We start from the raw sequence: 15,072 nt of genomic DNA, 5'->3' as shown, positions 1-15,072 counted from the left end.
TATGCATTTTATTTATACATCTCCAAATATTTTAATGCCTTTTTTTCAAAATATTTTAACCGAAATATACAAAACCCTTAAACAAAACTACTTAATGAAAATTTGTTTTTTTGTGAAGTATTTGCAAAATGGCGTCAATCCACATTCTTCACATTTTGGCTTACGAGCCAAGCATACATATCTGCCATGTAATATCAGCCAATGATGTGCTTTCGATAAATATCGAGAAGGGATATATTTTATCAATTCCCGTTCTGTTTGAGCCGGATTTTTTGAATTATCAGTCAAACCTATCCTATTCGAAACTCTGAACACATGGGTATCAACAGGCATAGCCGGCTTATTAAAAGCGACTATAAGCATTACATTGGCAGTTTTGCGCCCAACCCCGGGTATTGACTCCAACTCCTCCAAAGTATCGGGGATTTGGCCGTTAAAATCAGCCATAACCTTCTTTGCCATCCCAACAAGATTCTTCGCCTTGTTATTGGGGTATGAAATGCTTTTGATATATTCATAAACATCATCCGGAGAAGATACTGCCAAAACCTCGGGTGTTGGAAATGCTTCAAAAAGCGCAGGAGTAACCATATTAACCCTCTTGTCGGTGCATTGAGCAGATAGAATAACCGCAATCAAAAGATGGAATGGACTATCATAGTGGAGTTCGGTATCCACAACCGGCATATTTTTATCAAACCAGTCTATCACACGTTCGTATCGTTCTTTCTTTGTCATATAATAATTAGATAAAAACACAAAATCCCCTATAGTTATAACTATAAGGGATTTTTTATAATTTAAGTTTTAATAATTACCAGAATGCAACCCTGTTGTCTTTTACATTCATTTTTTCTTTCAAAACCAACATTGCCTGAGACATCAATTGATACATGTTGCTTTGACGTATCATTTGTTTTGACTGTGCCGGGTCGAATGTCGCTGTATTTTCAGTCTTACTTGTTACATCTATCACGTACACTCCCGATTTACCTTTCTTAGGAGCTTCCAGCTTGTTTACTTGCCCATGTTTTGCATATACGTTCAACAACGGCTCGTAACCAACACCCGATATATTATTCGTTTGGAAAGTAACAAAGTTTACAGTATCAACTCTTCCTGCTATAGCCTGAGCATATCCATCTAGTGAAGTCAAGTTTTTAGCTTTCAGATCAGCAATTATTTTTTCTGCCTTTTTATCATTAATCAATTCAGCTTTCAACATTGCTGAAACTTCTGATACCGGCATATAATCACCGCTTATTTCATTCTTAACTACAGCAATGATTCTCTTGTTGGTAAGATTATCAAATTTCTTCACAGACCCAACTTTATTATTGAAAGCCCAAGATATAACTTGACGAGAACCTGCAACCTGCCCCAATAACATATCAGACGGAGAAACAACTGCATTTGATATAATATTATATCCTTTAGTTAATGCAGCATTATCGAAATTCTGAACATTTCCGTTTTCAGCAACAAATTGGTTCAACTCGTTATCTACCAAGTTTTGAGTCTTATCACTAACAATCACCGGCATTTGTATAAGTGCAATCTTAACTTTTGCAACAGGATTGGTTTTATCTTCAACACGTACGATTTGTGTCTGACCATTTATTGACACATTGAAGACATCGCCTTTAGCTGCTCCGAAGCATTTTTTGATCAAATCTCCACCGGCACTAGCCAAAGCCATTTCTGTAGCCCAGCCAATATTACCGCCATTTGATCCCGGCATCAACTCATTTGCTAGAGCAGAAAAATCTTTACCTCCTTTAATTACATTCAATAAACTGTCAGAGATATGAGTTGCAGTAGCCTGATCCAAGCCCTGAGGTAATGGAATCATCTGTAGTTTTACAGAGTCAGCAGCAGAAGTTCTGTCAACCAGCTTATACATTATATATGATTGCTCGTTGCGTTCAGGTCCGTTTACTTGACCAATTGTAGCTGTTTGAGCAAATTCTTTCATATCTGCAGGTAATGTATTTACCGAGATAAATGCATCTACATACTGATTGTTTGAATATTCATTAACAAGTAGTCCAGGATTATCTGTTGCTACAAATTTATCATGAATAGCATTGATTTCTTTTTCTACAGCAGCATAATCTTCATCACTCGGAACAACATCTTTTACAAAGTAAGAGATCTTACGTAATTCAGATTCAAGCTTAAAGTTGTTTTTACGTTGATCGTATAACGCTTTAATATCCTTATCTGTTACATCCTTAGCAACTAAAGAGTCTGCGATAGAAGTATATTTTTGTACAACATACGAGATGCTGGCTTGTGTCTTAGAGTCATCAAAAGCCGATTTAGCTTCTGTGGCTGTAGGAATCACAATACCTGCAACTATAGCTGAATATTTTTCTTCGAGACGTTGATATTTCATCATATTCTGGATAAATGTCCAGATTTCTCTCCTTGCCTGTATTTCAGCTCTTTGATTCTCAGGCAAATTAGTATCATCCTGAGAGATAGTTTGTATGAACTGATTTAAAGCCGCTCTTTCGAATTGACCTGTTTGAGGATTAACGAAGAATGGTATCTGATGAAGTATCGGAGCTACGTTAGGCCCTGTAACCATATCATTCAATTCTTCTTTGGTCACATTTAAGCCAAGTTGAGCAGCCTGCTTGTCGAGAATAATCTCTTTCACCATTTGTTGGTAAACCATTTCGCGAATTTGCAAAGTAGCATTTTCGTCCAATGAGTTCTGTCCAGACATTATTTTCTGAAAATGTTCCCACTGCGCAATCCTATCTGCATACTGCTTAGTTGTAACAACTTCACCGTCTACAGTGAATGCTTTATCCTTACTTTTGTTTATAAAAGAAGATATTTCGCTCCAAGGGAGGACGAATGCCAATAGTCCGAGAGCGATAACTCCGATCAAGAGACTCGATTTGCTTCTAATTTTCTGTAAAGCAGCCATTTAAATAAATTATTATTTTATATTATTAGTTATTTTATTTACAATTTATAACTTTTTGCGCACGAAGATAATAAATTGAGATTGAATTTCATTCATAATTGAATAACTATTCTTTCTTTTCCTCATTGTTTTGATCATCTGCATTCGCTTCTTGATCTTCATTGTATGTTATTGGGGAGTCTTTCACATTCCAGAATCGATATTCTGTCATTTGTTGATTTGCCTCAAACCCACCCATACCGTGTAAAGTCATTTTATCAGGTCTGAAAACTTCTACATATTTCTTTGAATACACTTTCTGCTGACGCTGATCCCAAAATAATTCTTCGCTCTTAAAAGTCTCTCCTAACTTATTACGTATCACAACATGTCCTTTCAGTTGCCATAGCTTTTTACTTGTAAAGTTCCAAGCTGTATCAGCCTTTACTGTAGCAACTATGCTAAAGATAGTATCGAATTGCTCAACATAAAGGCCGTCAGGGAAAAACCAGTGGGGATCTTTCGCCCTGTCGAATATTTCCCATGTTTTAGCAATCACTTTATATCGTATGAGCCCCGAATCGGATATTAACATGGTTACACTATCCGTATTCAAAGAGGGAACCTTATCAGCATCATAATGGAGGTCGACAGTACTCTTTACTTCTTCTTTACAGGATATAAAAAAGAAAGCCATAACAGATAAAAATACTGTTACAACCGATAGATTCTGTCGTGTCTTTAACTGTTGCATTTTAAAAAGAAGTAGCCCCAATGTATTATTGAGGCTGAATATAGAGTTATATTTTGTTAGTCAATTTTCTTACGGAAGAACCAGAACTCATTAATATTCACATTTAGAGAAACTCCAAAATATTCTTCGGCAATCATGGTTTTAATCTGTGGCTTAATCTTCTTATATTCGAAGTTTAAATTAATATATGAAACCCTTCCTCCCAGATTATCCCTTATCGGGAAACCAAATCCAAGGGTTGCACCATATTCTTTATATCCTTCTACCTTTTTCGTAGAGGCTTCGGTTACATTCAAATAAGAATTACTATAGTTAAGCCCTCCTCTGAATTTTATTTTTTTGAAGAAACTTCTGTCATACGGATCAATCATATATTCGGCACCTACATTGTACCTCCATCTATTATTGAAACGTTCACTGTCGGACAGTTCATCTCCCATGAGTGAAGAGTATTTCACTCCATCCCATTTCTGATAGGTAATATCAGCTCCTACAACAAGCCTTTCGTTACGTTTCCAAGTAAATCCGGCTCCATACGTTTCAGGAAGACCTGCACTGATTCCATTCTGAGTAATGGTGTCACCACTGGCAATACCTCCTGCTACATTCAGTTCATAATGATAATTTGTATAATCTGCTTTTGAGTTTATCTTAGGAGAATATACAGCACCGACAGTAAAGACATCTTTCTTCGAAACAGGGAATTCATATTGAACACCAATATCAAATTTAGCTGACTTTATAGACAGTTCGGTATAATCGGTAGAAGTATAACTATTTGTACCACTAGAGCCTACAGAAGGAAGACTTCTTGTGTGGTTCATCGTACCAAAAAGAAAAGACGCATTTGCTCCTACTGAGAATCCTTTCAATGGTGTAGAGTAACCTAGTCCTCCATAGACCTGGCTTAGGCCGCCCGATCCGGTGAACGATTTTGTATAAGTTACAGTAGTACCTCCGCTTGCAGTCTCTGTTGATCCGAATTTATATCCTACAGAAGAAAAAGGAATTACTCCAAAACTCATACCAAGTCCCTTTTTGAGTGGTACTAAGATTGTGATATAATCCAATCCTCCGCTGTAATGAGAATCTGAATTTGTGCCGTCACTAAGCTTACCCTTATTAAATGACACTCCCATATCAAATAAAAATGTAAGAGAGTCTACTCTCGAATACGAAGCCGGATTGAGAGGGTTTGCACTTTGGCTATTACGCAAACCATATCCGATGCCTCCCATCGCCTTAGACGCACCTACATACTGATCTCTCAGAACTCCATAACCATACCTACTGTAAGGGGAATTTGTTTGTGCCTCTATTGAGCATACCATAATAGCCGAAACGGCAAATAAAAGAAGTACTTTTCTCTTCAACATTATAAAATATAATATACAATTTATCTTTACTCTATCGGGGTATTATGATCCCGATGAAAATTACATCTGTTCTTGTCAAACTATAATTCACCATTCTATAACAAAAAAACGAACACTTTATTATTTATAGAGGATAAATTATCTTGGATTTTTTATGGTTCGAAAGAAAATATACTATGAAAGTTAAAACATAAATATAGTATATGCCATAATTCTATAATCCAGTCACAAAGTCTCTTCAGATCTTAATCAAATTTGTGCAAAGTAAATTAAAAAAACTTAGTTAAGCGAGTTTTTAAATAAAATGTCATATTTTTTTTGCCTTAAAAAGGTTAATTATCCTTATTTTGATACCTTTGTGAGTGACTTGAAAAATAATGAGAATACGAGATAAAAACTTCATAAACAATAAGTATTATCAAAAACTAGAACCGTTTAAGGACATCATCTGGTTCTTGGCACTTTTCCTGATATTCGAATTCATATGGAAGCTTTTTGTCCATATAGGAGATGATGAAAAAATACTATTGGTATTGGGTAAAGACCTCACTCGATACACCGAAGGTTTTTGCTTATGGACTGCCGAAACAATTTTCTGGTTGATTCATGATGTTTTAGGCAATCATAATTTTTTCATCAATGGAACTGTACTTCAGTTTGAAGGCTCTATACCCATCGATATAGTTTGGGGCTGTACGGGCCTGAAACAACTATTCATGTTCACATTTATTCTCACATTTTACTTTGGGCCGATAAAGAAGAAATTGTGGTATTTGCCCATGGCATTGCTTATTCTGTTGATTGTAAATATCCTTCGCCTTATTTTTATCTTCTACATTATAAAAGATCCATTTCCCGAGTGGTTTATATCGGTAAACGAATGGTACAATAACCGTACATGGAGTAACACGAGAGAAAATTATTACCAGTTCTACAAAGACTGGTTCAATGTATTCCACCGCGATATATTCACATGGATATATTATGATGGTGTTATATTTATCCTCTGGCTTATATGGGAAGAAAAGATAAACAAGCCTTTCTCCAGACTGAAAGATAAAATATCAAATTAACATCTTTACGATACTATTTGAATCGTCTACCTCTGAAGCGCATATTGTACAAAGGCTGAATTATATCCAGAAGCGGAAGAGAAAAATAGAATTTCCCCGAGAAAAAGTATTGAGAAGATTTGTTCAGGATAATCAGTTGAGTCGTTAATCTTAGCAAGAACAAGAAAACAGAAAGTCCGAGCAAAGCCCACTGGCTGAAAAATATACTATATACCACTAAGGCAATAAACAATAAATAAAAAGCACTACGCGTAATTGCTTCAAGCGAAAACAATGCCGTCACTCGCTTATTCAGATATGGACGTATAGAGCAGAACGATCTTTTTATTTGTCTCCACAGAGATAAGCCTTCTATATCTGTTTCCATAAAGCTATCTTGCACTAGAGAAACAGATGTATTTGACTCATCCATAATCCGGCTTATAAAGAGGTCTTCCCCACTCTCTATGTTCAACAACGAGGCATATCCTTTATGATCAAAGAATAAATGCTTACGAAAAAGAAGATTGCGATAATTGCCTATATATGGTTTTTTATTGAATACAGAACATATACACTGCATACTAAATAGTAAGTTATCGAATCGAGCTAAGCGATTGAAGAACTTCTTGTTCTCTTTGAAGCACGAATACCCCAACACAACATCTTTATCGGAAGACAATTCATTGACCATCGAAGAAATCCAGTTATTGGATACAGGCTTACAATACGGCTCGGTAAAAAGCAGAATATCTCCCGTTGCGGCTTTAACACCTATCGTCAAAGCCAATTTACGCCTATCCATCTTTTTATCATTCGAATAAGGAAGATAGGTATGGTATAAATTAGGATAACGCAGCTCTAATGATCTTAACAAAACATCACTTTCATCGGTAGACCCGTTATTGACCACAATCACCTCATAATCAAAAAATTCTTGCTCTAATATAACAGGTAAGTTCTCAGACAAACTATCGACCTCATTCTCAGAGACAATAATGACCGACACTTTCTGCATAAGCTGAGTTGCTTTACCTGTATCCTCAGTCTCTTTTGTAGCCCGTCTATATGGCTTTCTATAATACAGGAAGTAATAAAGCAACTGTATTATAAATAAAAGAACAAAGATAGAGAACCCAACAATCTCAGTCAGATTAAATTCGAAAGATGATAGTATTTCAGTCATTCCTATAGTGTGTATTATGAAAGGCCTTTAAACGATACAAGAGTCATACCGTAGTACGACCCTTGAAACATTATATGATAACGTACATTATTAAATTTTATCAGAGAAATAAGATTTAGGGATATCTCTGCAGTTGTATTGAGATGCCATTATTTCACCGTATGCTCCGGCAGAACGTAACACCAACAAATCTCCTCTTTTAGACTCATTCAGTTCGTAGTCTTTTACAAACACATCCGATGATTCGCAAATAGGGCCTACAACGTCATACTTCTGTATGGGTAAGTCGGAAGATATATTTTCCACCTTATGGTACGCCTGATAAAGAGCCGGACGTATAAGGTCTGTCATACCTGCATCTACGATAACAAAAGTTTTGCTTTCGCCGTGTTTTACATAAGTAACTTTGGTCACCAAGGAACCGCACTGAGCAACAATAGCTCTTCCCAATTCGAAGTGAACAACTTGGCCGTCTCTCAACTTTAGTCCTTTATGGAATAACTCAAAGTAGCGTTGAAAATCAGAAATAGGATTTGCGTCCGGATCGTCATAGTCTATACCAAAACCACCACCGACATTTATATTTTCAAGCTTCATTCCTTTAGCTTCAAACAAGTCCTGTAGTTCGTTTATACGCTCACACAAAGGGTCGAATGTATGCACATCTTCGATTTGTGAACCTATATGAAAGTGAATTCCGATAAGCTTAAGATTCTTCAATGACTTAAGTACCTCGATTGCATTATCAAGGTGAGCCATGCTGAATCCAAACTTATTTTCATTTAGCCCTGTAGTGATATATTCGTGAGTGTGCGCATCTACATTCGGATTGATACGAAGAGCTACTTGCGCTGTTTTACCTTTCTTGGCTGCCAACTCATTTAAAACAACGAGCTCAGGCATCGACTCTACATTAAAGCAGAAGATATTGAGGTCTAAGGCCAAATTTATTTCTTTATCGGTTTTCCCAACACCGGCAAAAACAATCTTCGACGCAGGAAACCCTGCTGTTATTGCTGCCTTCACTTCATTTCCGCTTACGCAATCGGCACCAAAGCCTTCTGAGGCGATCAATTCCAATATCCTGCGATTAGCGTTTGCTTTTATGGCATAGTGTTGAATAAATCCATATTTTTTAGTTTCTTCTTTTACGATTTTCAGTGTTCTTTTCAACAAGTCTGTATCGTAATAGTAAAAAGGTGTCTCTATACCTTTCAGTTTATCAACAGGAAAATTTCCTTTTGTCATTTGAAATTAGAAAAATTAATTAAACAATTTATCATTTAATATTTGAAGTGTTCTCTCTTTATCTTTTTTATATATAAGGAACGAAAAATTATATCTGCTACCTCCGTAAGACAACATTCTCACCGGAATTTCTTTCATGGCTCCCATAATATCTACCGATATACCCGAGTCTTGCGACTCCAGATCGCCAATTACCGATACAATTACCATATCAGGGTCTACTGATACAGTTCCATATTTTTTCAGATCATCCACAATGGCCTGAAGGTTACGGTCGTCATCAATTGTCAATGATACTCCTACCTCCGAAGTTGCCAACATATCGAGTGATGTCTGATAATTTTCGAAAACTTCTGCTATTTTACGTAAAAATCCATGGGCAAGCAACATCTTCCCCGACTTTATCTTTATCGCAGTAATATTATCTCTTGCACCGACCGCCTTTATCACATTTGCCTCTGTTTTATTAGATATAAGCGTACCTGCCGCATCAGGATATTGCGTATTCTTTAAACGAACAGGAATATCAGCAAGTTTAGCAGGGAGAATACTTGATGGATGAAGTATCTTAGTACCAAAGTACGCAAGTTCTGCCGCCTCATCAAAATTCAGCTGGCGGATAGGCGTTGTTGTTTTTACATAACGAGGATCATTGTTCTGCATAGTGTCTACATCCGCCCAGATTTCTATCTCTTCGGCATTTGCAGCTACACCTATCAATGATGCACTGAAATCACTTCCGCCCTTACGCAAGTCGTCTATTTCGCCATAAGCATTTTTACAAATATAGCCTTGTGTGATATACAAATCAGCATCTTTAGACTCTTCAAGCAATGCCGATAGTTTCTCTTTAATATATACAGGATCGGGAGTTGAGTTTTTATCTGTGCGCATAAACTCTAGCGCAGGGATCAATACAGCATTTACCTTCTTATCCAACAGATACAGATGGAATAGTTCGGAGCTTATCAATTCACCTTGAGCCAACACCACACGCTCTTCGAAGAGTGTGAACAAGTCTTTGGTAAATGTACGGATATAATCAAACTTGGAAGTCAAAAGCTCATGCGCCAGTTTTTTAGACTCTTCATTCTCGAAAAGAGAATCAACCAGTTCTACATATTGCTTTTCGAGCCTATTTATTATTTCTATTGCTCCTTCTTGGTTCTTTTTATATAGGTAATCGGATATCTCAGTCAAAGCTTCGGCCGTGCCACGCATAGAAGATAACACAACAATATTGCCATTATCCTTCACTACAATATCAGCCACTTCTTTTATTTTGTCAACAGTAGCTATAGATGCACTTCCAAATTTTTGAACTTTCATATTAGTACCTTATTTATAAATATTAGCCGTAACCAAGATGCAAAAATACAAAAATTTTTGAGCCTTCATTTCAGATTTACACATATATTTACAATCAAGCTCTATTTTTATCAAAAAAATACACAATAGTCTATTTTAATTCAAAGCGATAGCTTAAAACAACTACACCACCACACAAACAAACAGCCAACATCCTTATTATAAGTATATTAACATTATAAAACATCAAATTACAGTTAATATATTTCTGTATTTAACAAAAAGACTTTACCTTTGCAGCCGAAAATCAAAACAAGGATATACTAAGCGTAGTATAATTTGTTTTGTATCCCAAAAATTGGGAGAGCCATATTCTATTTCTGTGAGGCATTGGGATAAGGCTTTAGTGGTAACCAAATAATTATTTTATGAAGTATGCGAAGTATTTCTTGTTTGTAGGTATTGCTTTAATCGGCTTATCATCGAATACAACAAGAACTTCTGGGCTTTCTTCGGAAGGTATTTATCCGGGAAACCTGTTCCCTGATATCAAGAATTTAGAAAACAAATCAGGGACAAAAATGAACCTGTCTGATCTGAAAGGTCAAAAAATATTGGTAAATTTCTGGGCTGCTTATGACGCCCCTTCACACAAGGACAATGTACTTTTTGCAAATGTAATAGAGAACAAAAAGTATCCTGTGAGAATGGTGTCAGTATCTTTCGACAAGAATGAATCTGTATTTGAAAGAACGCTGACTATGGATCGCATAGATGCGAAGTATCAGTTTATAGCAAAAAACGATGCTTATTCTAGCTTATACGATCATTACCAATTGAGGAAAGGATTTAAGAATTACTTAATCGATGAAAACGGAGTAATTATGGCAATGAATCTTTCACCCAACGATTTAGATCAGTTATTGAAAAAGAATTAATTGATTTCATTTATTATAAAGCGTTTCATTTCCAGAAAATGAGACGCTTTATTCTTTTTATTTTTATCTTGCAGCGTAAATCACAACAAGAATGGCAAAGCGACAAAATACACAAGTCAACAAAGGCATAATAGCAAAAACACTAGACTGGGCATACTCTAAAGCCGTAAGCGGATTTACCGGAGTAGACTCTGCGTACGATTTGGGCAATAGCTACCTCGCACAACAAGGGTCACTCGAAGCCCAGGTAGACTCTCTGATTAAATGGCAAGTAGCCAAAGCAGCAACAAGCGGTTTTGTGACAGGGCTGGGAGGAGTTATGATAATGCCGCTGACGGTGCCGGCTAATATAGCCAGCGTAATTTATGTTCAGATACGAATGATTGCAGCCATAGCATACATGGGAGGACACGATATTCGCGAAGACAGGGTAAAGTCGCTAATTTATATATGTATGGTAGGCAACGGAGCCAAAGAATTACTGAAAGATGTGAGTGTAAAAGCGGGAGAAAGGCTCGCAGCCAAAATAGCAGAAAAAGTAAGTACCAGCATAGCAAGCAAAACAGGGGAAAAGAGTGTCACCTCCTTAGGTAAAGCCGTGCCGGTATTGGGGGGCGTAGTAGGCGGTTCATACGATGCGATAACAACAAGAGTAGTAGGCAAAGTGGCCAAAAAGATTTTTATTGACAAACAAGCTTCAGAAAAAGACTAAAACCAAACTAAAGCATCAGTCAAAAACATATTCCGTTGATAATACAAATTTTACCCCTTTCTTTTTTGCTTTATCAAAAATAGCCTTGGCATTCTCATTACCCGGATTTATCCAAGACATGCAATCTGTGAGAACAGTAACTTTCTTTGCCAACTCATCGCTTTCATCGAGAATATCATTCAAAGAGCTTGCAACACAATAGTCTGCCGCTTCACCCATCAACAACACTTCATCGAAAGCATTCAGTACCGATAACAGGGTTCTATTGAAGTGGGTTCCCACCTCATTCTCCCACTCTACTGCAGCTCTAAAAATACTATAATGTTCTGTTGATTGCGAATATCCTTTATAGAACAACTCATACGAATGTGCATTATCAATAGCCCACTGGGTCAGGCTGTCTGTCAACACCTTATTGATTGCCCATCCCTCTGTACCCAATATACAATGCATAGGCCATATGGTGCAAACACCTCCTTTGGCCTCCAGTTGCTCAAGATAAGGAAGCGCCTTTTCTTTATTAAATTGAGGAATCCAAACTCCTTTTCTGACATCAGAAGCGGTTATCGAAGAGAACAGAGCCGGACGATTGCCTAGCTCTCCTTTCCAATAACATTGATGAGCAATATGAATCGGCTGATGAGAATCCAATGTAAGTGCTATATAAGAGATTTGCTCCTGATTCTTTAATATAAAATCAGCCATACGTTTCACGTCGGCATCCGCACCTTTCACAAACAGTTCTCCTGTTGGTAAGGTAAAATCATTTTGGATATCAACACCCAGTATAGCTACTTTTTTCATAATCTCCTGTATTTGTTCAATATTATATATATTAGCTCTTACAAAGATACGACAAAAGGTAACAAAAGTAACACATATTACACGGTTTCTACCGTGTCACTTTGGGTAATTACAGATCAATTTTACCTCACTAACGAAGGGAGTAACAACCTTTATCTAATTTAGATAAATATAATCAGAAATGATAAAAATGCCGTATCTTCAAGCAATAAAATGGCTCTTATGCATATACATATAAACAAAGGTGTTTTCTATTCATTTAAGATAAAAGACAGAAAACGATTAGAATCGGGCATTCTCCTCGTTGAAGGAGAAGATTGGGTACTGATCAGCAGTATTTTTTCTGATTATATTGTGGATGGTTATATGCTCATTAATAAAAAATATATAACATCTATACACAGAACCGAAAAAGAGATGTTTACCGAAAAGGTGCTGAAAGCTTCTGATAAAACCGACATTGTACCATACATAGATATACCTCACTTATCGATAGACTCTCTTTTCAAATGGCTTGAAGACAAACATATTGTTTTTCAGATAGACAACAGGGATGAGAACCAATGCTGGATAGGTAAAATATTAGACTCGACCAAGAAGTCCATATTCCTTACACCGCTTACGCCTAAAGGAGAATGGGACAGGTCTTTATATTACGCTTTTCGCAAAGCCAATGTTCGTATCATTTCTTTCAATAGTGATTATATCAATTCACTAATGGCATATAACAAAAAACATGTTGAAGAGAGTGAATGATAACCTAAAATAATAAAAGATGCAGCTTTACAAATAATACACAGACTAAATACTTATTAAATAAAAAATAAGATGAAATGGGGAAATTTAAGACTTTTTGTTCCCAATTTTTTTTTATATTTTTACACCGCATTTACTTAAAGAGTACCAAAAGATTATATGGAAGAAGAAAAGATAGTACTACCCGAAATAAATTATTCTGACGATGATATAAAAACCCTCGACTGGCAGGAACATATCCGCCGTCGTCCGGGTATGTATATAGGAAAGTTAGGCGACGGTTCATCTGCCGATGATGGTATATATGTACTTCTCAAAGAGGTGCTGGACAACTCCATTGACGAATATATGATGGGATTTGGCAAAAACATCGATGTCTCTATCACCGACGGGGTTGTCAAGGTACGCGACCACGGGCGTGGTGTACCATTGGGAAAAGTAAAAGATGTTTCTTCGAGAATGAATACCGGTGCTAAATACGATTCTAAAGCTTTTAAGAAGTCTGTCGGATTGAATGGTGTTGGTATAAAGGCCGTAAATGCATTGTCTTCTTTTTTCCTTATCCAAAGTTATCGTGATGGTCAAACAACTTCTGTTGAATACTGTAGAGCTATTGTAGAAAAGGAAGAAGCAATACACCCTACAAATGATGAGAATGGTACTCTTATCGAATTTATTCCGGATCCTACAATTTTCACAGGATACGCCTTTAGGGATGACTATGTAGAAAGCCTTCTTAAAAACTATGTATTCCTCAATACAGGATTAACAATAACATACAATGGAAAGAAATTCCACTCCAAAAATGGTCTTGTAGATTTGCTTAATGAGTATATGACTTCCGAGCCTTTATACCCTATCATCCACATGAAGGAGGCAGATATAGAGGTCGTGATCACACATACAGATCAGTATGGAGAAGAATATTACTCATTTGTGAATGGACAGCATACAACACAAGGGGGAACACACCAGTCGGCTTTTCGCGAATCACTATCTCGTGTGATAAAAGAATTCTATAACAAGAATTTCGATTACGCAGATATCCGTAGCGGAATAGTTGCGGCAATAAGTGTAAAAGTAGAAGAACCGGTTTTTGAGTCACAAACAAAGACTAAGCTCGGATCTAAAGATATGGGACCCGGAGGTCCTTCTGTTCAGAAATTTATCGGTGATTTCTTAAAGAAAGAACTGGATAACTATTTACACAAGCATGCGGATACTTCAGAAGCTTTATTGAAAAAAATCCTGGAATCGGAAAAAGAGCGTAAAGCTATTGCAGGCGTAACAAAACTGGCTCGCGAACGTGCCAAGAAAGCGAACCTGCACAATAAAAAGTTACGTGACTGTCGTATACATTACAGTGATGCCAAAGGAGACAATCTGGAAGAAACAAGCATATTTATCACCGAGGGCGACTCTGCGAGTGGATCGATTACAAAAAGCCGCAATCCTAATCTGCAAGCTGTATTCAGCCTGCGAGGTAAACCACTAAACAGTTTTGGGCTAACAAAGAAGATCGTCTACGAAAATGAAGAGTTCAACCTTCTACAGGCTGCTTTGAATATAGAAGACGGATTGGATGGATTACGCTACAACAAAATAATTATTGCAACCGATGCCGACACCGACGGGATGCATATACGCTTGTTGTTACTCACATTTTTCTTACAGTTCTTCCCCGATCTGATAAAGAAAAACCATGTATATATTCTTCAAACACCTCTCTTCCGTGTGCGTAACAAGAAAGAGACAATCTATTGCTATACAGAAGAAGAACGACTGAATGCAATCAAAAAACTGGGTTCGAATCCGGAGATAACACGATTTAAAGGATTGGGGGAAATATCTCCCGATGAATTCGTTCATTTCATAGGAAAAGATATTCGCCTCGACCGTGTATCGATGAAAAAAGAAGACTCGGTAAGCAACATGCTCAACTTCTATATGGGCAAGAATACACCCGAAAGACAAGAGTTTATTATCGACAATCTTGTAATCGAAGAAGATTAACATCA

At 36.8% G+C, this 15,072-nt stretch carries 13 protein-coding genes; 5 read left to right on the top strand and 8 right to left on the bottom strand.

Features of this window, described 5'->3' with window-relative positions; genetic code table 11:
• Window positions 1-87: 87 nt before the first annotated feature.
• From nth to BGO84_RS17085, 4 genes are all read right to left on the bottom strand, one after another.
• Window positions 88-738, bottom strand: coding sequence for an endonuclease III (nth, locus tag BGO84_RS17100; protein WP_291031025.1), 651 nt, complete (start codon window positions 736-738; stop codon window positions 88-90).
• A gap of 76 nt (window positions 739-814) precedes the next feature.
• Complete coding sequence (locus BGO84_RS17095) at window positions 815-2,941, bottom strand: peptidylprolyl isomerase (protein ID WP_291031023.1); 2,127 nt, start codon at window positions 2,939-2,941, stop codon at window positions 815-817.
• 106 nt (window positions 2,942-3,047) lie between these two features.
• On the bottom strand, window positions 3,048-3,674 hold the full coding sequence (lptC, locus tag BGO84_RS17090; protein WP_252638047.1) for an LPS export ABC transporter periplasmic protein LptC: 627 nt from the start codon (window positions 3,672-3,674) through the stop codon (window positions 3,048-3,050).
• A gap of 56 nt (window positions 3,675-3,730) precedes the next feature.
• Window positions 3,731-5,050 carry an outer membrane protein transport protein gene (locus tag BGO84_RS17085; RefSeq protein ID WP_252638048.1) on the bottom strand — a complete coding sequence of 440 codons (1,320 nt, stop codon included), beginning with the start codon at window positions 5,048-5,050 and terminating at the stop codon, window positions 3,731-3,733.
• A 377-nt stretch (window positions 5,051-5,427) separates the two neighbouring features.
• Between BGO84_RS17085 and BGO84_RS17080 the strand changes: the two genes are divergently transcribed.
• The gene (locus BGO84_RS17080; protein ID WP_291031021.1) at window positions 5,428-6,123 is read left to right on the top strand and encodes an archaeosortase/exosortase family protein; all 696 of its coding nucleotides are present in this window, start codon (window positions 5,428-5,430) and stop codon (window positions 6,121-6,123) included.
• A gap of 13 nt (window positions 6,124-6,136) precedes the next feature.
• Here BGO84_RS17080 and BGO84_RS17075 read toward each other — a convergent pair whose 3' ends face one another.
• The 3 genes from BGO84_RS17075 to BGO84_RS17065 form a co-directional block, all read right to left on the bottom strand.
• Entirely contained in the window at window positions 6,137-7,288 is a 1,152-nt protein-coding gene (locus tag BGO84_RS17075; protein WP_291031018.1) for a glycosyltransferase, read from the bottom strand.
• A 90-nt stretch (window positions 7,289-7,378) separates the two neighbouring features.
• The gene (lysA, locus tag BGO84_RS17070; protein WP_291031016.1) at window positions 7,379-8,536 is read right to left on the bottom strand and encodes a diaminopimelate decarboxylase; all 1,158 of its coding nucleotides are present in this window, start codon (window positions 8,534-8,536) and stop codon (window positions 7,379-7,381) included.
• A 15-nt stretch (window positions 8,537-8,551) separates the two neighbouring features.
• The gene (locus BGO84_RS17065) at window positions 8,552-9,865 is read right to left on the bottom strand and encodes an aspartate kinase (protein WP_291031015.1); all 1,314 of its coding nucleotides are present in this window, start codon (window positions 9,863-9,865) and stop codon (window positions 8,552-8,554) included.
• A gap of 407 nt (window positions 9,866-10,272) precedes the next feature.
• Between BGO84_RS17065 and BGO84_RS17060 the strand changes: the two genes are divergently transcribed.
• Both BGO84_RS17060 and BGO84_RS17055 read left to right on the top strand, forming a co-directional pair.
• Window positions 10,273-10,782, top strand: coding sequence for a thioredoxin-like domain-containing protein (locus BGO84_RS17060; protein WP_006842786.1), 510 nt, complete (start codon window positions 10,273-10,275; stop codon window positions 10,780-10,782).
• A gap of 91 nt (window positions 10,783-10,873) precedes the next feature.
• Window positions 10,874-11,494 carry an EcsC family protein gene (locus tag BGO84_RS17055; protein ID WP_291031013.1) on the top strand — a complete coding sequence of 207 codons (621 nt, stop codon included), beginning with the start codon at window positions 10,874-10,876 and terminating at the stop codon, window positions 11,492-11,494.
• Between the two features lie 15 nt (window positions 11,495-11,509).
• On the opposite strand, the gene BGO84_RS17050 is transcribed toward BGO84_RS17055, so the two are convergent.
• Window positions 11,510-12,298 carry a hypothetical protein gene (locus tag BGO84_RS17050; RefSeq protein ID WP_291031011.1) on the bottom strand — a complete coding sequence of 263 codons (789 nt, stop codon included), beginning with the start codon at window positions 12,296-12,298 and terminating at the stop codon, window positions 11,510-11,512.
• Between the two features lie 222 nt (window positions 12,299-12,520).
• Between BGO84_RS17050 and BGO84_RS17045 the strand changes: the two genes are divergently transcribed.
• Both BGO84_RS17045 and BGO84_RS17040 read left to right on the top strand, forming a co-directional pair.
• Complete coding sequence (locus BGO84_RS17045) at window positions 12,521-13,054, top strand: hypothetical protein (RefSeq protein WP_291031009.1); 534 nt, start codon at window positions 12,521-12,523, stop codon at window positions 13,052-13,054.
• A 159-nt stretch (window positions 13,055-13,213) separates the two neighbouring features.
• Window positions 13,214-15,067: a DNA topoisomerase IV subunit B gene (locus tag BGO84_RS17040; protein ID WP_135105259.1), complete on the top strand. Its 1,854-nt coding sequence runs from the start codon at window positions 13,214-13,216 to the stop codon at window positions 15,065-15,067.
• Window positions 15,068-15,072 lie beyond the last annotated feature (5 nt).

Source organism: Dysgonomonas sp. 37-18 (assembly GCF_001899125.1).
Classification (GTDB): domain Bacteria; phylum Bacteroidota; class Bacteroidia; order Bacteroidales; family Dysgonomonadaceae; genus Dysgonomonas.
Note: the sequence above shows the minus strand (reverse complement) of the source record. Positions and strands in the feature narration are given on the sequence as shown.